The sequence below is a fragment of the Cupriavidus sp. BIS7 genome, from assembly GCF_000292345.1.
Classification (GTDB): domain Bacteria; phylum Pseudomonadota; class Gammaproteobacteria; order Burkholderiales; family Burkholderiaceae; genus Cupriavidus.
In genome coordinates this window covers 28,264-47,203 of the sequence record NZ_ALOU01000050.1, presented here as the reverse complement: position 1 = coordinate 47,203, position 18,940 = coordinate 28,264, and the positions used below count along the sequence as shown (strand labels likewise).

Genomic DNA, 18,940 nt, shown 5'->3' with positions numbered 1-18,940 from the left:
CGAACAGACGTCGAAACAGGAGACCATCATGTCAGCCCCGTCAGCATCCAAGGATCGAACCCGCATCCGCTGGTTGATGCTCGCGATGATTTTCATCGTCACAGTGTTCAACTACGTGGACCGGGCGACGCTCTCCATTGCCGCGCCAAGCATGCGGCGCGAACTCGGCTTCGATGCCCTGACGATGGGCATTGCCTTCTCCGCGTTCGGCTGGGCCTATACCGCAATGCAGATTCCTGGTGGCCTGATCCTCGACCGCTTCGGCGCTCGCGTGGTACTTGGGCTAAGCCTGATCACCTGGTCGGTACTGACGTACTTGCAGGGGTATGTCCACCTGCTGGCAGGATCGGCGTTTGCGGTGCTGTTTGCGCTGCGCTTCCTGATGGGCGTGGCGGAATCGCCCGCCTTTCCGTGCAACAGCCGGCTCACTGTGATGTGGTTCCCCAGCCAGGAGCGCGGGCTGGCCACATCGGTATTCCAGCTCGCGCAGTATTTTGCGCTGGCCGTCTTCACGCCCGTGATGACGTTCACGGTCAGCCGCTGGGGATGGCACTACGTGTTCTACACTACGGGCGCCGTCGGCGTGCTGCTTGGCCTGGTCTGGCTGCGCACCGTGCGCGAACCTTCCCGGCATCCCCGCGTCAACGCGGCCGAACTCGCCTATATCTCGGACGGCGGCGGCCTGCCCACCATGGGCGACGGTCCTGCGCCCTTCTCCTGGCGGCAGGTGGCGGCTATCTCTGCAAACCGCATGATGGCTGGCATCTATATCGGGCAGTTCTGCCTGACGTCGATCACCTGGTTCTTCCTGACATGGTTCCCGACCTATCTCATCGAGGCCAAGGGCATGTCGATCCTCAAGGTCGGTCTGGTCGCCTCGATCCCGGCCGTGGCGGGTTGCCTCGGCGGTTTGATCGGCGGTGCATGGTCGGATTGGATGCTCAAGCGCGGCTACAGCCTCACCATGGCCCGTAAGGTCCCGATCATCGTCGGTCTGACGCTATCGAGCTGCATCGTCGTGGCCAACTATGTGCAGTCCACCGCAATCGTGGTGCTAGTGATGTCGGTGGCGTTCTTCGCCAAGGGCATTGGCAACCTTGGCTGGTGCATCGTCGGCGACGTGTCGCCGAAGAACGCCATGGGTATCAGCGGCGGAGTTTTCAACTTCTGCGGCAATCTTGCCAGCATCGTCACGCCGCTCGCCATCGGCTGGATGATCAAGGAAACCGGTTCGTTTGCAGCCGCCCTGGTCTACGTTGGCAGCCTGTCTCTGCTCGGCGCCTTTGCCTACCTGTTCGTGGTGGGCCGCCTGGAACGGTTGCCTTCCGATGCGGCGACGACCGACGTCGCAGTGCATTCAGCCCCCTCGCCTGTGCGCCAGCCTTCCTGAAGTCCTGGCGGCCCCTTCCGCTTCCTCACCTCTTGCGAATCTATCCACCAACCGAACACCACATCATGAACAACCCCGACAAGATGCTTGCACGCACCCCGACTGGCGACCGCATTGAACGCGTTCGCGTCACCTCGGTTCTCCTGCCTCTTGCCAGTCCGATCAGCGACGCGAAGGTCCTCACTGGCCGCCAGAAACCCATGACCGAGATCGCGATTCTGTTCGCCGAGGTCGAAACCGTCGACGGATGCCGCGGACTCGGCTTCAGTTACTCCAAGCGCGCCGGCGGACCAGGCCAATTCGCGCACGCCTGCGAAGTCGCCCCGGCGCTGATCGGCGAGGACCCCAACGATATCGCGCGCCTGTGGGACAAGCTGGCCTGGGCCGGCGCGTCGGTTGGACGCAGCGGCCTGGCCGTACAGGCCATCGGCGCATTCGACGTGGCGCTGTGGGATATGAAAGCCAGACGCGCCAACCTTTCGCTCGCAAAGCTGTTGGGGGCGCAACGCGACTCCGTGCGCTGCTACAACACCTCGGGCGGGTTCCTGCATACGCCGCTGGAACAATTGCTAGCCAATACCGACATCTCGCGGGAGAAGGGAATCGGCGGCATCAAGCTGAAGGTCGGCCAGCCCGATTGTGCGACCGACGTGCATCGTGTAGCCACGGTGCGCAAGCATCTGGGCGACACGTTCCCGCTCATGGTCGATGCCAACCAGCAGTGGGACCGTCCGACCGCACAACGTATGTGCCGTACCTTCGAGCCATTCAATCTGGTCTGGATCGAGGAGCCACTCGATTGCTACGACGCCGAGGGCCATGCCGCGCTGGCCGCGCAATTCGATACGCCCATCGCCACCGGTGAGATGCTCACCAGCGTGTCGGAACATTGGGAGTTCATCCGCCAGCGCGGCGCCGATTACCTTATGCCAGACGGCCCGCGCGTGGGCGGGATCACGCCCTTCCTGAAGATTGCCGGGCTGGCCGAGCACGCAGGACTGTCGATCGCGCCGCACTTCGCGATGGAGTTGCACGTCCACCTGGCGGCTGCCTGCTCCCGCGAACCATGGGTCGAGCATTTCGAGTGGCTCGAGCCGCTGTTCAACGAGAAGCTGGAGACACGCGACGGCCGCATGATTGTTCCAACTCGCCCCGGCCTAGGGCTGTCACTCAGCGAGCGCGTGGCCGGCTGGACAGCACAAGACGCAGTGATATCCAGGAAGCCGTGAGCCCTTCTGGCTGTCAGTGTGGCTGCATGAACCGGGCTGGCAACTACTGGCCAAGCAGGCCGTGAATCAGCCCAACTGACCGGGCTGACTGCAAAGGAAGCAATTACCCATGACCCAAAGGAGACAGCATGCGAATGACTAGCCTGGTATTGCAATACACAGCAGCCATTGTGATGGCAATGGCCATGGGGGGCGTCTCGGCCCAGCCGAAGTATCCGGCTGCGCCGGTCCGCATGCTCGTTGGCACGCCAGCAGGTGGAACGACGGATGTTATCGCCCGCCTGATTGCGGCCAAGATGAGTCAGTCGCTAGGTCAAAGCGTCGTGGTGGAGAACCGAACCGGCGCCAGTGGCCTGATTGCTGCCGAAACCGTGGCGAAGGCGCCTGCCGATGGATACACCGTGTTGATGGCATCGTCGCAACTGGCAACGTACCGGGCGCTCTTCGCGACAACGAAGCTGGATCCGGAAAGGGACCTCGAGCCGCTTGGCATCATCGCAACCTCTCCGTATGTGATGGTCGTGCATCCCTCGTTACCAGTGAAGAGTCTCCCCGAACTGCTGGCGTATGCGAAGGCCAATCCCGGCAAGATCTCTTACGCCGGATCGACGCCAGGCACTGCGCAGCACCTTGGTTGGGAACTGATCAAGAGCCAGGCGGGAGTCGACATGCAGTACGTGCCCTACAAGGGAACCGGCGCGCTGATGCCCGACCTGCTCGCCGGGCGGTTGCAGGCAGGCATTGATAACGTCGCGATCCTGACTCCTTACATCAAGAGCGGACAACTGCGCGGGATTGCCGTCACTGGCCCGTCACGGACCGCGCTGCTCCCCGATTTGCCGACCGTAGCGGCCTCCGGTGTTCCCGATTTTCAGGCCATGGGCTGGTTTGGCGTTTTCGTGACAGGCAAGACACCGCCCGAGGTCGTTACTGCCTTGAAGAACGCAGTTCGATCTGCCGTGGAAACCGCCGAAGTAAAGGACAAGCTAGCTGGTATGGGAGCGGAACCGCAGAGCGGCGATGCGAATGCATTGCGTACCTTGCTCAAGCGAGAGACAACCGTCTGGTCAAAAGTTATCAAGGACCACAACATTTCGGTTCAATAGTCGTCGCGCGATGGGTACGGAAGTCGGGTACTCATATGGGAGTAGCAAGAATGCGATCTTTCGCACGCCGCAGCACCGAGCCCGCGGGGAATGCGACAACCTGCGACGATGCACCGCACAAATTCCTTGAGCACGATCAAGCGTTTCGTACTAAACTTTCACAAAATTCTGAAAGTTCGAAACGAACATGCAACTCTCGCCCCTGATCCAGCGGTTCGTCCTCCACTTCGGTGAGATGGGCAGCCGCTGGGGGATCAACCGGACGGTTGGTCAGATTTACGCCCTCCTCTTCACCGCGCCGCGCCCGCTCAACGCCGACGAAATCGCGGAATCGCTGGGTTTCTCGCGGTCCAATGTCAGCATTGGCCTGAAGGAACTTGAGTCCTGGAACCTGGTGCGGCTATCCCACCAGCCGGGCGACCGTCGCGAATACTTCTCTGCCCCGGACGACGTCTGGGCCATCTTCCGCACGCTGGCCGAGGAACGCCGCCGGCGCGAGATCGACCCGACGTTGTCGATGTTGCGCGAAGTACAGCTTGAGACACCCCAATCGGACGAAGACCGCCATGCGCAGGCGCGCATGAAAGAGATGTACGGCCTGATTTTCCTGGTCACCACGTGGTTCGGCGACATGCAGAAGCTCGACGTCGCCACGCTGGAGAAGCTGATGCGCCTGGGGTCGCGCGTCACCAAGCTGCTTGATGTCAAGGACCGCCTGACCTCCGCCATCGGTCTCGGTGGCGACAAGGCGCCTGCCAAGGCCGCAAGCAAGGCAACCACCAAAGCCCCCGCAAAGACTGCCCGTTCCCGCAAGGAGTAATTCGTGTTTGCAAGTGTCGATCCGGTGATACTGGCGCGCATCCAGTTCGCCGCGAATATCACATTCCATATCCTGTTTCCCACCATCAGCATCTCGATGGGCTGGGTACTGCTGTTTTTCAAGCTGCGCTATAACAAGACCCGCGACGAAAGCTGGATGGACGCCTATCGCGTCTGGGTGAAGATCTTCGCGCTGACGTTCGCGCTGGGCGTGGTCAGCGGCATCACGATGAGCTTCCAGTTCGGCACCAACTGGCCCGGCTATATGGAAACCGTCGGCAATATCGCCGGCCCGCTGCTGGCTTACGAGGTGCTGACCGCGTTCTTCCTGGAAGCCACGTTCCTCGGCATCATGCTGTTCGGCATGCGCCGCGTCAGCAACCGCATGCACACGGTGGCCACGCTGCTGGTGGCTGGCGGCACCACGCTGTCGGCGTTCTGGATCCTGGCGCTGAACTCGTGGATGCAAACCCCGGCCGGGTTCGAGATGATCGACGGCCGCGCGCATGTGACAAGCTGGATCGAGGTGATCTTCAACCCGTCGTTCCCCTATCGCCTGGTCCACATGCTGCTGGCCTCTGGCCTGACCGTGGCGTTCCTGCTGGCCGGCATCTCCGCCTACCGCTGGCTGCGCCGCGACCGCAGCCGCGAGGTCATGCATTCGCTGCGTACCGGCGTTGTGCTGGCTGCCATGCTGATTCCGCTGCAGATCGTGGCCGGTGACCTGCACGGGCTGAACACGCTGCACCACCAGCCCGCCAAGATCGCCGCGATGGAGGGTATCTGGAAGACCGAAAAGGGCGCGCCCGCCGTGCTGTTCGGCCTGCCCAACGCCACGACCCAATCGAACGATTTCGAGATTGCGATTCCCAAGCTGGCGTCGATCTACCTGACCCACAAGGCCGATGGCGAGATCAAGGGCATCGATGCGTTTGCCGACCGTCATCCGCCCGTGGCCCCGCTGTTCTTCGCATTCCGCATCATGGTGGGCGTTGGCCTGCTGATGCTGGCGGTGTCGTGGGTTGGCGCGTGGCAGCTCCGCCGTCGCGGCGCGCCTGCCACGTGGTTGGCGCGGTTGCTGGTGGCCATGACGTTCTCGGGCTGGGTCGCGCTGGTGGCCGGCTGGTATGTGACCGAGATCGGCCGCCAGCCGTACCTCGTCTACGGCGTGCTGACCACCGCGCAAGCGGCGTCCAAGGTGCCGGCGACGATGATCGGCAGCACGCTGGCGATGTACTTGACGCTGTACGCGGTGCTGATCGTCGCATATATCTCGGTGGTGTTCCATCTGGCACGGAAGGCCGGCAAGCCCAAGACCGGCAAGGCCGACGAGGCTGAAGCCCCCCAATCCGTTATCCCCGCCCAGATCAGGAGCGCACAATGAACCCGGCCACGATTCACGATCTTTCCCAGCCGGCCGGCTGGATGCCGCTGGTCTTCCTGGCGCTGATGGGCCTGTCGATGCTGATCTACGTGATCCTCGACGGCTATGACCTCGGTGTGGGCGTGCTATTGCGGCGCGCCGACGACGCCGACAAGGACACGATGATCGCCTCGATCGGGCCGTTCTGGGATGCCAACGAAACATGGCTCGTGCTCGGCGTGGGCCTGCTGCTGACCGCGTTTCCGATGGCGCACGGCGTGATCCTGACGCAGTTGTACCTGCCCGTGGCGCTGATGCTGGCGGGCCTGATCATCCGCGGCGTGGCGTTCGATTTCCGCGTCAAGGCACGTGACCCGCACAAGCCGTGGTGGAACTTCGCGTTCTACGCGGGTTCGCTGCTGGCCAGCTTTTCGCAAGGCCTGATGCTGGGCCTGTACATCACGGGCTTCCGCTACGACCTGCCCAACCTGCTCTTTGCCGTGGCCGTTGGCCTGTGCCTGGTGGCCGGCTACTGCCTGCTCGGCGCAAGCTGGCTGATCATGAAGACCACGGGCAGCCTGCAGTTGCGCGCGATCTACTGGGCGCGACGCAGCTTGTGGTTGACCGCGCTTGGCGTAGCGGCGATCTCGATCGTCACGCCGATGGTCAGCGAACGCATCTTCGACAAATGGTTCACGCTGCCGAACATCATCCTGCTGGCGCCGATTCCGCTGCTGACGATGGTGCTGTTCGTGGTCATCGAACGCCTGCTTCGCCGCATGCGCGACCTGCATGCTCGCGGCAACGACCGCTGGTGCTGGGTGCCGTTCGCGGGCACGGCCGTGATCTTCCTGATGGCCTTCAACGGCCTGGCCTACAGCCTGTTCCCGTACCTGGTGGTTGATCGCATCGACATCTGGCAGGCGGCCAGCGCACCGGAATCGCTGGCGGTAATCCTGATCGGCGCGGCGGTGGTGCTGCCCACCATCCTCGGCTACACGGTCTACGCGTACCGGGTCTTCTGGGGCAAGGCCACGGACCTGCGCTACGATTGAAGATATCCACCGCGTAATCTCAGGCGTCAGGGAGGCGCCAAGGTCGCAATGCCCCCAGCACATCCTGGCTCGCCCAATCCCAACAACCCGGCCGGCCCCGCCAGCCCCGCTACGCCTGCCACCCCCGCCACCGGCCCGCTGCAGCGTCTGCGCAGCCAGGCCGGCGCACAGGTCCGCGCGCTGACGCGCAGCAACTCGGGGCTGACGCTCGATTACGACAACCCGGCCGGAGACCCCGGCCTGTTTGGTCCTGACGCGATCTGCTGGCGCGTGCATGCCGACTTCCCGTCGATGCTGGCGGGCGGTGTCAGTGCGCTGCTGCTGCAGGCGCTCCATCCGCTCGCGCTGGCGGGCGTCTGGGACCACTCCACATTCCGCACGGACATGCAAGGCCGGCTTGGACGCACTGCGCAATTCATCGCCGGCACCACCTACGGCAGCCACGCGGACGCCATGGCGCTGATCGAGCGCGTGCGCCGCATCCATGAATTCGTCAAGGGCACCGCGCCAGATGGCCAGCCCTACGCCGCGGACGACCCCGCTTTGCTGACGTGGGTGCACGTGGCGGAGGTGTCCAGCTTCCTGGCGGGTTATCTGCGCTATGTTGGACCGTTGTCCGTGGCCGACCAGGACCGGTACTTCCAGGAGGAAGCGAAAGTCGCGGCGCTGCTGGGCGCGCCGGACGTGCCGCGTTCGCGCGCGGAGATCGATGCCTATCTGGAAGCGCAGCGCCCGCTGCTGGTCAACAGCGACCGCACGCGTGAAGTGGTGCGGCTGGTGATGGCGATGCCGGTAGCCAATCCGCTGCTGATTCCCGCCGTGCGGACCATGGCCGATGCGGGCGTGGCACTGCTGCCGCCGTGGGCGCGCCAGATGCTTGGCCTGCACCGGCCGTCATTGCGCCGGTCTCTGGCGCTGACCGGCATGCGCGCATTGGCGCCCACGCTGCGCTGGGCGCTGGGCCCGGGGCTGGCGGCACGCGCGCGGAGGCGCGTGGCACGCAAGGCCTGAACCGGCTGCATTGACCAGGCGACGGTGTTGCCAACGAATCACATCCGCGCCCCAGGCAATTCAACACCTCCCTCGGGGTGGCCACCGCACCCTCAAATTGACCATTCTTTTGGCTTCTCATCGAGGCATTAGCGCGGAGCGTTGTCACGCATCATGCTGGCGTGACTCGCGCTGACGATCCGCATGTTGCGCCCATGGCAGCCACCCCGAGCCCCTTGGATAGCCGCAGCGCGTGCATCGTCCAGGGCGTTGGCGTGGTGTCCGACGTTGCGGAACGGCGATCGGAGCGCCCCCTCCACCTCGAATCCGCGCTTCGCGCAAACGGTAGAGGGCAGGCATTGCGGGTCAACCACATTGGCACACCGCATTCCGCTATGACTTTGACAACTTCCCCTACTCGCGACTCGCAGCAAGCCGAAGTGGCCGAGCTCTGCCAGGCGATCATCGAGCGCTCGGCGTTTGCCTATCTCGGTCTTGCGCCGTTCTTGCGACTGAGTGTCCGGGACGGCGATCTGCGCCAGGTCGCACAAGCGTTGCTGGCAAACGCCACACAGGACCAGGACAACGCGGTGCTTTGGATGAACCTGGCCACCGCGTTTCTTTCGATTGGCGAGCGTTCACTCGGCGTGTCCATGCAGGAGCAGGGACTACTGCTTCAGCGGCAGTTCCACCTCCCGGCTTCGCTGCAGCCGGCGAGATTCCATGTGCTGATGCTGGTGGCTCCGGGAGACCTCGCGGAGAACACGCCGCTCGATTGCCTGATCGAATCCGGCGCAGTAGATCTCACCTTGTACTACGTCACGCCGGAGGCACCACTGCCGCCCGAGCTGCCTTCCCATGATGTGCTGGTGGTGGGACTGTCGGATACCGAAAAGAACCGTCCCATCCTGAAGAGGCTGGAATCGTTGCTGGCCGGCTGGGACAGGCCGGCCATCAACTTGCCGCAGTACATTCCCAACGTCGAGCGCAACACCGCAAGCGAGCTGCTGCAGGATGTGCCCGGCCTTCTGATGCCGCTCACTCACCAGGTCGCAAGGGAACACCTGGAGGAGGTGGCGCGCGGCGCGCTGGACTTGACAGCACTTCAGAATGATTGCCGCTTCCCGATCATTCTGCGCCCGGTGGGGTCGCATGCCGGGCGCGACCTGGTCAGGGTCGACGACGCAGCGGGCATCGCGTCATACCTCGTGGCGGTGCCAGATGGCGAGTTCTATCTGTCGCGTTTCATCGATTACAGCGGCACGGACGGGCTTTTTCGGAAATACCGGATCGTCCTGATCGCGGGACAGCCGTTCGCCTGCCATATGGCGGTGTCGTCGGACTGGATGATCCACTATGTCAACGCGGGCATGTATGTCGACGACCATAAGCGCGCCGAGGAGGCCGAGTTCATGGCGGATTTCAGCGAGTTCGCGCGCCGCCACCGGACTGCGCTCGATGCAGTGTTTCAGCGCTGCGGTCTCGACTACATCGGCATCGATTGCGCCGTGAGCCGCGAAGGTGAATTGCTCATCTTTGAAGTGGACCACGCGATGGTCGTCCATGCCATGGACCCGGAAGACCTGTTCCCGTACAAACAGGTGCACATGCTGAAAGTCAGGAGAGCTTTCGAAGATCTTCTCTCCAGCCTGATCGCCCCTCAGCTTCAACCAATTTGACCGAGCGCTACGCATGAAAACCATGCCAATCAACGAACGCAACCAGCTCAATTTTTCCGGTGGACCGGGTGTGCTGCCGGAAAGCGTCCTGCATCAGGTACAGGAATCCATCCACGCGGTGCCTGAGGTCGGCCTATCGATCCTGGGGATCAGCCATCGGTCCGATTGGTTTGCGTCGGTCGTGGCCGAACTGCGGTCCAATATCCGCCATCTTCTGGGCCTTCCGGAGAACTATCACGTTCTTTTCCTGCAAGGCGGGGCAACACAGCAGTTCTCGATGGTGCCGATGAGCCTGATGGCAGGTAGCGCACGGCCAGCCGAATACGTGCATACCGGTTATTGGAGTGGCAAGGCGTTGCCCGAGGCCAGGCTGGAGGGCCCGGTACGTGTCGTGTGGAGCGGCGAATCATCCGGATTCTCCCGCTTGCCGCGGGACGAGGAACTGAGCCTTTCGCCCGACGCCCCCTATCTGCACTATGTCTCGAACGAAACGGTAGAAGGTCTTCAGTTCCGCCGCGTTCTCGGGCGAGACGATGTGCCGCGCGTATGCGACATGTCATCGGACTTTCTCTCGGCACCCGGGGAATTCGACCGGTTCTCGGTCATCTACGCGCACGCGCAGAAGAACATCGGCCCTTCCGGCGTCACTGTCGTGGTCTTGAAGGATGAAATCCTCAAGGACGCCCCGACGACGATGCCGGGCTTTCTGGACTATCGCAAGCAGATCGAGGCCGATTCCATTTTCAACACGCCCCCGGTATTTGCCATCTACGTCGTGCTACTCGTCACGCGCTGGCTGCGTGATGAAATTGGCGGTCTGGCCGCCATGGACAGGATCAACACCAGAAAGGCGGATGCCCTGTACCAGGCACTGGATAGTAGCGATGGGTTCTACCGGGCGCGCGTAGCCCGCGAAGATCGCTCGAAAATGAACGTTGCCTTCACGCTGCCATCGAAAGATCTTGAAAGAAGCTTTCTGGCGTCGGCCGGCGAGGCTGGTTTTTCCGGCCTGGGTGGCCACCGCAGCGTCGGTGGCATTCGTGCTTCGCTCTATAACGGACTGCAGCTTTCGGCGGTAGAGCGGCTGGCTGGATTCATGGAGGATTTCCGAGCGCGCAATCGATCGCTGCGGGCTGCTTGAGCGCGACGCGAGCAACGCCAAACGGCAAGCATTACGCGGCGCAGCAGCGCAATCCAACGCTGCTGCGCCAGCTTCACGCGTGGCGAGTATCGAGCTTGAAGATGCTGACGGCCGCTGCCAGATCCCTCGCACGCTCCTGCATCGATTCCGCCGCTGCGGCAGCCTCTTCCACCAATGCCGCGTTCTGCTGCGTGACCTGGTCCATCTGCGCCACGGCGTTGTTGACCTGCTGAATGCCCGTGCTCTGCTCGTCGCTGGCGGCGGCGATTTCGCTCATCAGTCCGGTGACCTGCTTCACCGCCGAAACCACCTCATCCATCGTCGTGCCGGCCTCGTCAACCAGGCTGCTGCCGGCTTCCACCTGCCCCGCCGATACCTCGATCAGGGCCTTGATCTCCTTGGCCGCCGCCGCGCTACGCTGCGCAAGCCCACGCACCTCGCCCGCCACCACGGCGAAACCACGTCCCTGCTCGCCCGCCCGCGCAGCCTCGACGGCGGCATTCAGCGCAAGAATGTTGGTCTGAAATGCGATGCCGTCGATAACGCCGATGATGTCGGAAACCTTCCTGGCCGACGCGCTGATGGCATCCATGGTCAGCACCACGCGGGACGCGACTTCGCCGCCCCGTTGCGCGACGCTGGCTGCGTTCATCACGAGGCTGTTGGCATGGCGCGCGTTCTCGGCATTCTGCTTGACCGTCGCCGTCATTTGTTCCATCGACGCCGCCGTCTGCTCCAGCGAACTGGCCTGCTCCTCCGTACGTGAGGAGAGGTCAATATTGCCGCTCGCCACTTCCGCACTGGCAGTCCCGATGCTTTCACTGGCCTGCCAGACCTGCCCGACGATCGTGCGCAACTGCGCCTGCATGCTTGCCAGTTCCGCCATCAGGCTTTGCGGCGCCATGGCAGCCGGCACCGGCGAAACCGGATCGCCCTGCGCGATCCTGAGCACGGCCTCGCGCGCTTCTGCAGGGTCCCCACCCAATTGCTGGCGGACGGTGCGCCGCAGTGCCCAGCCGAGCAACACGCCCGCGGTAACCGCTACAAGCGCCAGGACACCAGCCACGGCCATCGCTTCATTCGCACGCAACTGTGCGTTCTCATGCGATGCCTTTGCAAATGCCCGTGCGGCATCGCGCTGTTTCAGCAGGGCGGCGCGCAAAGCCCGCCAGGCGGGGGTCTGCTCCTTGTTCAGCAACAGAACAGCCTGCGCCGCATCCTGCGCGGCCATTTGCACGACGGCCGTCGCAGCCGCATCCTGTGCCGCGGCCAGCGAACCCAGCGCCTGAACCTCGCGCTCCATGCCCATGGCCGGGGCCAGCCTGCTCAGCTCGGCAAATGCCTCCGCATACCGCTTGCGGCCAGACTCCAGGTTCTCTATTGCCTTGGTGTCACGGGGATTCAACACGAAATTGCGCAGCGCCTGCCCCTGCTGCAAACCTTGTGCATACATCTCGGACAAGTCATCCGAGACGGCCTGTGCGGTCTTGATGTGCGCGTCGAAATCGGCCTGGGTACGCCACAGCCCCCATAGACAGAAGCCGATGGCACAAGTGAACAGGAGCCCGGGAATCAGCGTGGATATTGTCAGGCGCGACGAAAAGCGCCGGGGCAGCAGGTTCATATAAAAGGCATTGGACGTATCGATAAGTGCTTTATCGGCACATTTACGCCCGCCTTTATGCGATCCCGATGAATCGCAAGCCGGCGCCGGCAGGAGCGGCGCCGGGAAACATGCCTATTCCGCTGCAGCCGCCGCCGAAGCAGCCGCAGCCGGGCTGCCGCGCAGCGTCTTCTCCGTGAGCCGCATGACCAGGAACGGCGCGATCAGCGATACGCCCGCGCTCATCAGGAACAGTTGCCGGAACGCGCTGTCGGCCGCCGCGCGCACCGCGGCGGCATCGCCCTGGTCCCGGGCCGCCATGGCCCGGCGGAACATGCTCATCAGCACATCCTCGCCGCCACGCAGATCGCTGACGGCCATGCCGCCATGGCGCAGCAGCACAATGAGCACCGTTGTCAGCACAGCCACACCCACGGCACCGCCAAGCATGCGCGAGAACGAGGTCAACGCGGTGGCAATGCCAACGTGCTGCGCCGGCACGGAATTCTGCGTGGCCACCAGCCCGCTGGGGAGCTGAAGCCCGATAGACAGCCCAAGCACGATCATCACCAGCGCTGCCGGAATCACGGCATGCGGCGGCACAAAGGCCAGCCCGACGATCGCCAGCGGTGCCACCGCGCAGCCGGTCAACTGCAGCGGCTTGTAGCGGCCGCTCCACGACATCATCCGGCCCGAGATATAGGCGCCGAACGGGATCGCCAGCGTCAGCGGCACCAGGCGCAGCGCGGCGGTGTCGGCCTGCGCGCCGCCTACAACCTGGAAGCGCAGCGGCAGCAGCACGGACATCGCAATCAACTGGAAGAAGCACAGGAACAGCGTGATACAGCAGATGGCCACGGTGGGCACGCCAAACATCTTCAGCGGAATCACCGGATCGCTCGCGCGCCGTTCCTGCCAGACGAACAGCACCAGGCCGACGAGCCCGGCGGCCAGCAGGCCGATCGTTTGCGGCTCCAGCGGCGAGCGGCCCTGACCCATCCGCGTCAGGAACACCAGCACGCCCGACAGGCCGCCGCCAAACAGCAGCGCGCCAAGGTAATCGATCTTGTGCTTGCGCCCGCTGACCGGCAGATGCCGCAGCGCGCGCCGCACCACCACCAGCGCGACCAGCGACAGCGGGATGTTGATCCAGAAGATCCAGCGCCAGGATAGGAAGTGTGCAAGGTAGCCGCCGATCACGGGCCCGGCCATGCTGGCCACGGCCCAGACGCCGCTCACATAGCCCTGATAGCGGCCGCGCTCGCGCAGCGGCACCACATCGGCGATGGTTGCCTGCGATACGGAAATCAGGCCGCCGCCGCCCAGGCCCTGCAGGATGCGCGCGACGATCAGCATCGGCATCGTGGTGGCCAGCGCGCAGGCGATGGACGCCAGCAGGAACAGCACGATCGAGAATGTCAGCACCGAGCGGCGCCCGAGCACATCGGACAGCTTGCCGTAGATCGGCGTGACCACGGTGGACGCAACCAGGTAGGCGGAAATCACCCACGCCATGTCCTCGAAGCCGTTGAGCTGCAGTGCGATTTCAGGCAGCACCACGGCCACGATCGACTGCTCGAGCGCGCCAAGCAGGATAGCCAGCATCAGGCCAAAGATGACCTGCATCACGGGCACGCCGGCGGGCGACTGCGGGGAAGATGGCGATGCGGCTGGCGCTTGCGGAGCGGACATGGGGGATCCTGCATGGCAGACGTCGGCCGGACGATCGGCCGGGCGGGCTTGTCTGCTCTTGTCATCGAGAAGAGCCGCCATTTTATGCGAGCGCTTCAAACCTTGCTTGTCGGCTTGCTTTCAGCCACGGCATTAATGTGCCTGATTCGCAACAAGCTAGCCCGGGGGATGCCACCACAGTTATCAACAACTCACCCGAATGGGCGTCAAACGGTCCCGCATACCTGCATACAACCGCCTGTCGTCTGCCGAGCGTTGAACCACATCTACTACTCAAAAGCTGGCGCCAAAATCCCCCTCTGTTCGAGGCTTCATTCCGATTGCTCCAGTGCCAGCATTGGAACCGCTCAAAAAAGGCTCCCGGAGCGCATGGAAAGCTGTTGAGGGGGAGTAGGCCACCGCCATCCCTGAGGACGGGCCGATCGAAGCCAAAGATGCGCATACGCCGGACCTGTCATTCCTAACCCGGTTGACACGATAGCAATTGATCATGAATGACACTCGCACCTGCCGCTCCTGCGGCACGCCACTGACGCATACCTTTGCAGACCTCGGGCTCTCGCCGATCTCGAATGCATTTGTCAAGCCTGAAGATTTGGCGCACGGCGAGCTTTTCCACCCGCTGCACGCTTTCGTATGCGCGCAGTGCTGGCTGGTACAGTTACCCGATGTAGCTCGCGCAGAGACGCACTTTCACGAAGATTACGTGTACTTTTCTTCGTTCTCCACGTCATGGCTGGCGCACGCCAAGCGTTACGTGGAGACCATCATCCCGCGTTTCGAACTGAACAAGTCCAGCAGGGTGGTCGAAATCGCAAGTAATGACGGCTACCTGCTGCAGTACTTTGTGCAGGCCGGCATCCCTTGTGTCGGTGTAGAGCCGACTGCAAATACCGCAGCCGCGGCCCGAAAGCTTGGTGTCGAGAGCCTCGAGCTCTTTTTTAATCGCGATACAGCGAATCAGCTTGTCTCGGAAGGTGGAAAAGTCGACCTCCTGCTCGGCAACAACGTATTGGCACACGTCCCGGACATCAACGAATTCGTTGGTGGCATGCCATTGGTGCTGAAACCGGAAGGCGCAATCACGCTCGAATTCCCGCACCTGCTGAACCTGATCGAGCAGACCCAGTTCGACACGCTCTATCACGAGCACTACTCATATCTCTCGCTGACGGCGCTGGTTCCGATTTTCAAGCGCGCCGGATTGCGCTTCTTCGATGTCGAGCATCTTCCGACCCACGGTGGCAGTCTGCGCGTGTATGCCTGCCATCAAGCTGCTTCGCATACCGAGAGCCCTGCAGTAGCTGAATGCCTGGAAATGGAAAGCGTAGCGGGGCTAAAAAATCTGCAGACCTATGCCGATTTTGGAGAAAAGGTGCGCGAGACAAAACGCGCCCTGCTCGACTTCCTGATCCAGGCGAAGCGAGCAGGCAAGCGGATCGTCGCCTATGGCGCAGCGGCAAAGGGCAATACTCTTCTGAACTTCTGCGGCATTGGTACCGACTTCATCGACTTCGTAGTGGACAGGAATCCCATCAAGCAGGGGCAGCTTCTGCCCGGATCGCGCATTCCTGTACGGCATCCTGAAGCGATCTTTGAAGAACGTGCGGACTACGTTCTCATTCTCCCGTGGAACATCAAGGATGAGGTCATGCAACAGATGGCCGACATCCGCAATTGGGGTGGCCGGTTTGTAGTACCCATCCCTTCGGTCGAGGTAATCGATTGAAGTTCACCGCCACAACAGTACCGGGCGCCTTTGTGATCGATGTTGAACCGATCGAGGACGAGCGCGGATTCTTTGCAAGGACGTTCTGCTTCGATGCGTTCTCACAATCCGGGCTCAATCCTCGGTTCGTGCAGCAGAGCGTTTCATGGAATCCGCGCGCCGGAACCTTGCGAGGCATGCATTACCAGATTTCGCCCAATTCCGAGGAAAAGCTGGTGCGCGTGACACGCGGGGCGGTCTTTGACGTGATAGTCGATCTACGAGATGAATCGCCGATGTTCGGGCGCTGGTACGGTGTCGATCTCTCTGCGAAAAATCATCGGCAACTCTATGTCCCACAGGGTGTGGCACACGGATTTCAAACGCTTCTGCCCGAAACGGAGGTGTTGTACGCGATGACGACGCGGTTTCACGGACCATCGTCGCGCGGCTTGCGCTGGGACGATCCGACACTGGGCATCGAATGGCCCGGATGCGCAAATAGAGTGATCTCCGACAGGGACCGGAAGTATCCCCTGCTTTCCGATAGTTTTAGACATATGCAGACCTGAGAGACTACAAGCATGGCTCACGAAAACCTCCTGGCAGCACTGACCAAGATCGCGGAAGATCCTGCGTGGCGTGCCGAATTCATTTCGCAGATACTGGCATTCGAAAAAAAAGTCGTCACGCCTGGCATCGACGTTCGCGAGGAAGTCACGGGCCCATTGATCGATGCCCTTCACGATGATGATCGGATCGTACGCAAGGAACTGGCTGACGGCACACAACTGGACTTCCTCTATCGCTCGAAGATCGCGCGCGATTTCGTAATGTCGGAGCCGGCCAAGCCTGATCATGCGTGGGAACCGCAAACCTCGCGCCTTCTAGTCGACCTCGCCAGGCGAGCGAAACAGGTTGTCATTGGCGGCGCTTACTTCGGCGACCAGGCAGTGTTGATCGCAAAGCAGGTCGCCGGCAATGGTGGCGTCGTCCACGCGTTCGAGCCCAACAACGATCAGCGTCGCATGCTCATGCACAATGCCGGGCTGAACAAACTTACGAACATCGTGCCGCGCTCCGAAGGCCTGTGGGACAACAGTTCCACGACCCTGAAGCTGGTCGGCTTCGACTCCTTCGCGCACCCGGAAGTAGCGAACGAAGGCGGTGATGATGGCTTCCAGACGGTGTCCATTCAGGATTATCTGAGTGCGATCAGTGTGCAGAAGCTGGATCTCATCATGCTCGACATCGAAGGTGCCGAACTGCGCGCACTGCAAGGCGCACAAGCTTTCCTGGAGCGCCCTGCCGGTGAAGCACCGAACGTCGTGTTCGAAGTCCATAGACACTATGTTGACTGGAGCAATGGTCTGGAGAACACCCCCATCGTCAGGTTGCTGAGCGACCGTGGGTACAAGGTCTTTGCGGTTCGGGACTTCAATTCCAACTTCGCCATGTCACACAAGCCGGTAGAACTGATTCCGGCCGATTCCGTCTATCTTGAGGGCCCGGCCCATGGCTTCAACATGGTAGCGGTCAAGGACGAGAGCCTGTTCGATTCGCCGGACTATTCCATCCTCAGAGGCGTCAGCCCCAAGCTGCTGCGCCATAAGGATCCGGCACTTCATCACCCTATCGGCGGCCTCTAAGCGCGATGTCGCTTTACACGATACTCGGCGCTTCCGGCTTTGTCGGCAGTCGTCTCGTTGCATCGCTGCGCGCTGACGGGCATGAGGTCTATGCGCCCGCGCGCGGCGAACCCGACGTTTTCGCACGCGACCTCGGACAGGTCATCTACTGCATCGGGCTGACCGCCGACTTTGCGGTGCGCCCGTTCGATACGGTTGAAGCGCACGTCGGCCTACTTGCCGGCGTCTTGCGCGAGGCCCGTTTTTCGCACTTGACTTACCTGTCCTCAACCCGCCTCTACGACAGTCTCGGTGCCAAAGGCGGACAGGAGCAGAGCAGCCTCGAACTGAATCCAGCGAATCCGCGCCACCTGTACGATCTTTCAAAAGCATTGGGCGAGAACCTGTGCCTGACCGTCGCAGGAAATCGCACCGCAGTCGCGCGGCTTGCCTGTGTCTACGACTCAAGTGCCGGGGCGCCAGGTTATCTCTCCGAATGGCTGCAGCGTTCGGCCACCGAGAGAATCATTCACCTCGATTCAAGCACCGGCTACGTGCGCGACTACATTCATCTCGACGATGTCGTTGCGGGCCTGCGGGCAATGTCGGACTGTGCGACAAGCGGAATCGTGAACCTCGCAAGCGGCGAGAACGTTTCCAATGGCGAATTGGCTGAGGTCTTCAATCGTTGCGGCTGGTCGATCAGCTTCTCCCGCGAGCTGCCGCGTCAATCAGTCTCGCAATGCGATATCAGCCGACTGACCGCGCTATGGCAGGCACCACGCCCTGTACGCGATGTCGTCAACACCTATCTGAATACGCTGAGGTGGAATGGAACTGATTGACCACACTCGACAAAGCCTGATCGACTACACCTGCGCGCAGGTTGCATCCTTCTTCCCTGATGGAAGAAACGAACTCGTTCGCACGCACGTCGCTCGTCATATGGATGAAGCGCTCCATCGCACCGATCGCTGCATAAGTGCCGTGCGAATGTGGGCGCCGGGCCGTTTCAACTACCTCAATTCAAGCCAGTACTGCATCTACCTGTATTACCTCGCGAACACGATATGGCGTCACGAATGCGACGCCAATGTGCCGACGCGCCTGTTCTGCCTTAACAAGGCCTTGAACGCCATCGATCTCTTCTATGAGATCGAAATGCCAGAAGTATTCTTCATTGGCCACTCCGTGGGGATCGTGCTGGCCAAGGCCACGTACGGAAACTATTTCGTGCTGTATCAGAACTCCACCGTCGGAAAGAACCACGGCATTGCGCCGGTCATCGGAGATGGGGTTGTGATGTATCCGAACACCGCAATCATCGGACGAAGCAATGTAGGCGCAAACACCATCCTCTCTCAAGGAACTGGTGTCATCAATCGCGACACGCCCGGAAACTGCGTCGCCTATCCCGGCGAGTCGGGAAGCCTCGTCTTCAAGACAGTGAAGCGTGCAGTGCTGGAAGATATCTTCCGAGTCTGATCCACTCAAACGCCCCAATGCGATAGCGGGCCGCAGCCCCCCAACCCGGAGG

General features: G+C 62.0%; 16 protein-coding genes. 14 read left to right on the top strand and 2 right to left on the bottom strand.

What is annotated here, in order from left to right; all coding sequences use genetic code 11:
* Nucleotides 1-28: 28 nt before the first annotated feature.
* The 9 genes from B552_RS0118505 to B552_RS0118465 all read left to right on the top strand — a co-directional run bounded on the left by B552_RS0118505 (nucleotide 29) and on the right by B552_RS0118465 (nucleotide 10,772).
* On the top strand, nucleotides 29-1,390 hold the full coding sequence (locus B552_RS0118505; RefSeq protein WP_019450543.1) for an MFS transporter: 1,362 nt from the start codon (nucleotides 29-31) through the stop codon (nucleotides 1,388-1,390).
* 65 nt (nucleotides 1,391-1,455) lie between these two features.
* Complete coding sequence (locus tag B552_RS0118500) at nucleotides 1,456-2,619, top strand: mandelate racemase/muconate lactonizing enzyme family protein (RefSeq protein ID WP_019450542.1); 1,164 nt, start codon at nucleotides 1,456-1,458, stop codon at nucleotides 2,617-2,619.
* A 134-nt stretch (nucleotides 2,620-2,753) separates the two neighbouring features.
* Nucleotides 2,754-3,725, top strand: coding sequence for a tripartite tricarboxylate transporter substrate binding protein (locus B552_RS0118495; RefSeq protein WP_019450541.1), 972 nt, complete (start codon nucleotides 2,754-2,756; stop codon nucleotides 3,723-3,725).
* Between the two features lie 187 nt (nucleotides 3,726-3,912).
* Nucleotides 3,913-4,545, top strand: a complete 633-nt coding sequence (locus B552_RS0118490) for a GbsR/MarR family transcriptional regulator (protein ID WP_019450540.1) — start codon at nucleotides 3,913-3,915, stop codon at nucleotides 4,543-4,545.
* A 3-nt stretch (nucleotides 4,546-4,548) separates the two neighbouring features.
* Nucleotides 4,549-5,928 carry a cytochrome ubiquinol oxidase subunit I gene (locus tag B552_RS0118485; RefSeq protein ID WP_019450539.1) on the top strand — a complete coding sequence of 460 codons (1,380 nt, stop codon included), beginning with the start codon at nucleotides 4,549-4,551 and terminating at the stop codon, nucleotides 5,926-5,928.
* Nucleotides 5,925-6,962, top strand: coding sequence for a cytochrome d ubiquinol oxidase subunit II (locus B552_RS0118480; protein ID WP_019450538.1), 1,038 nt, complete (start codon nucleotides 5,925-5,927; stop codon nucleotides 6,960-6,962). Before B552_RS0118485 ends, B552_RS0118480 begins: the two co-directional genes overlap by 4 nt.
* 48 nt (nucleotides 6,963-7,010) lie before the next feature.
* Entirely contained in the window at nucleotides 7,011-7,973 is a 963-nt protein-coding gene (locus tag B552_RS0118475; RefSeq protein ID WP_019450537.1) for an oxygenase MpaB family protein, read from the top strand.
* Nucleotides 7,974-8,347: 374 nt separating this feature from the next.
* Nucleotides 8,348-9,631, top strand: coding sequence for a hypothetical protein (locus B552_RS27690; RefSeq protein WP_202802751.1), 1,284 nt, complete (start codon nucleotides 8,348-8,350; stop codon nucleotides 9,629-9,631).
* Between the two features lie 13 nt (nucleotides 9,632-9,644).
* Nucleotides 9,645-10,772, top strand: a complete 1,128-nt coding sequence (locus B552_RS0118465; RefSeq protein ID WP_237718274.1) for a phosphoserine transaminase — start codon at nucleotides 9,645-9,647, stop codon at nucleotides 10,770-10,772.
* Nucleotides 10,773-10,845: 73 nt separating this feature from the next.
* Here B552_RS0118465 and B552_RS29380 read toward each other — a convergent pair whose 3' ends face one another.
* Together B552_RS29380 and B552_RS0118455 are read right to left on the bottom strand one after the other, a co-directional pair.
* Complete coding sequence (locus tag B552_RS29380; RefSeq protein ID WP_019450534.1) at nucleotides 10,846-12,396, bottom strand: methyl-accepting chemotaxis protein; 1,551 nt, start codon at nucleotides 12,394-12,396, stop codon at nucleotides 10,846-10,848.
* A 114-nt stretch (nucleotides 12,397-12,510) separates the two neighbouring features.
* Entirely contained in the window at nucleotides 12,511-14,067 is a 1,557-nt protein-coding gene (locus B552_RS0118455) for an MDR family MFS transporter (RefSeq protein ID WP_019450533.1), read from the bottom strand.
* Nucleotides 14,068-14,557: 490 nt separating this feature from the next.
* On the opposite strand from B552_RS0118455, the gene B552_RS0118450 reads away from it, so the two are divergent.
* From B552_RS0118450 to B552_RS0118430, 5 genes are read left to right on the top strand one after another with little or no spacing between them, the layout of a single operon-like run.
* Nucleotides 14,558-15,796 (top strand): class I SAM-dependent methyltransferase, encoded by a 1,239-nt coding sequence (locus tag B552_RS0118450; RefSeq protein ID WP_019450532.1) that lies wholly within the window; start codon nucleotides 14,558-14,560, stop codon nucleotides 15,794-15,796.
* Nucleotides 15,793-16,347 carry a dTDP-4-dehydrorhamnose 3,5-epimerase gene (rfbC, locus tag B552_RS0118445; protein WP_019450531.1) on the top strand — a complete coding sequence of 185 codons (555 nt, stop codon included), beginning with the start codon at nucleotides 15,793-15,795 and terminating at the stop codon, nucleotides 16,345-16,347. The genes B552_RS0118450 and rfbC overlap by 4 nt, the downstream gene beginning before the upstream one ends.
* Before the next feature lie 12 nt (nucleotides 16,348-16,359).
* Nucleotides 16,360-17,424 (top strand): FkbM family methyltransferase, encoded by a 1,065-nt coding sequence (locus tag B552_RS0118440; protein ID WP_019450530.1) that lies wholly within the window; start codon nucleotides 16,360-16,362, stop codon nucleotides 17,422-17,424.
* Between the two features lie 5 nt (nucleotides 17,425-17,429).
* Complete coding sequence (locus B552_RS27685; RefSeq protein WP_019450529.1) at nucleotides 17,430-18,248, top strand: NAD(P)-dependent oxidoreductase; 819 nt, start codon at nucleotides 17,430-17,432, stop codon at nucleotides 18,246-18,248.
* The gene (locus B552_RS0118430) at nucleotides 18,235-18,888 is read left to right on the top strand and encodes a hypothetical protein (protein ID WP_026035795.1); all 654 of its coding nucleotides are present in this window, start codon (nucleotides 18,235-18,237) and stop codon (nucleotides 18,886-18,888) included. Before B552_RS27685 ends, B552_RS0118430 begins: the two co-directional genes overlap by 14 nt.
* Nucleotides 18,889-18,940: the final 52 nt, after the last annotated feature.

Excerpts from the sequence above, each read along its gene's own strand:
- B552_RS0118495 (WP_019450541.1), top strand. The coding sequence starts at position 2,754 with ATGACTAGCCTGGTATTGCAATACACAGCAGCCATTGTGATGGCAATG.
- B552_RS0118450 (WP_019450532.1), top strand. The coding sequence starts at position 14,558 with ATGAATGACACTCGCACCTGCCGCTCCTGCGGCACGCCACTGACGCAT.
- B552_RS0118505 (WP_019450543.1), top strand. The coding sequence starts at position 29 with ATGTCAGCCCCGTCAGCATCCAAGGATCGAACCCGCATCCGCTGGTTG.
- B552_RS0118480 (WP_019450538.1), top strand. The coding sequence starts at position 5,925 with ATGAACCCGGCCACGATTCACGATCTTTCCCAGCCGGCCGGCTGGATG.
- B552_RS27690 (WP_202802751.1), top strand. The coding sequence starts at position 8,348 with ATGACTTTGACAACTTCCCCTACTCGCGACTCGCAGCAAGCCGAAGTG.
- B552_RS0118430 (WP_026035795.1), top strand. The coding sequence starts at position 18,235 with ATGGAACTGATTGACCACACTCGACAAAGCCTGATCGACTACACCTGC.
- B552_RS0118465 (WP_237718274.1), top strand. The coding sequence starts at position 9,645 with ATGAAAACCATGCCAATCAACGAACGCAACCAGCTCAATTTTTCCGGT.
- B552_RS0118500 (WP_019450542.1), top strand. The coding sequence starts at position 1,456 with ATGAACAACCCCGACAAGATGCTTGCACGCACCCCGACTGGCGACCGC.
- B552_RS27685 (WP_019450529.1), top strand. The coding sequence starts at position 17,430 with ATGTCGCTTTACACGATACTCGGCGCTTCCGGCTTTGTCGGCAGTCGT.
- B552_RS0118455 (WP_019450533.1), bottom strand. The coding sequence starts at position 14,067 with ATGTCCGCTCCGCAAGCGCCAGCCGCATCGCCATCTTCCCCGCAGTCG.
- B552_RS0118490 (WP_019450540.1), top strand. The coding sequence starts at position 3,913 with ATGCAACTCTCGCCCCTGATCCAGCGGTTCGTCCTCCACTTCGGTGAG.
- B552_RS29380 (WP_019450534.1), bottom strand. The coding sequence starts at position 12,396 with ATGAACCTGCTGCCCCGGCGCTTTTCGTCGCGCCTGACAATATCCACG.
- B552_RS0118440 (WP_019450530.1), top strand. The coding sequence starts at position 16,360 with ATGGCTCACGAAAACCTCCTGGCAGCACTGACCAAGATCGCGGAAGAT.
- B552_RS0118475 (WP_019450537.1), top strand. The coding sequence starts at position 7,011 with ATGCCCCCAGCACATCCTGGCTCGCCCAATCCCAACAACCCGGCCGGC.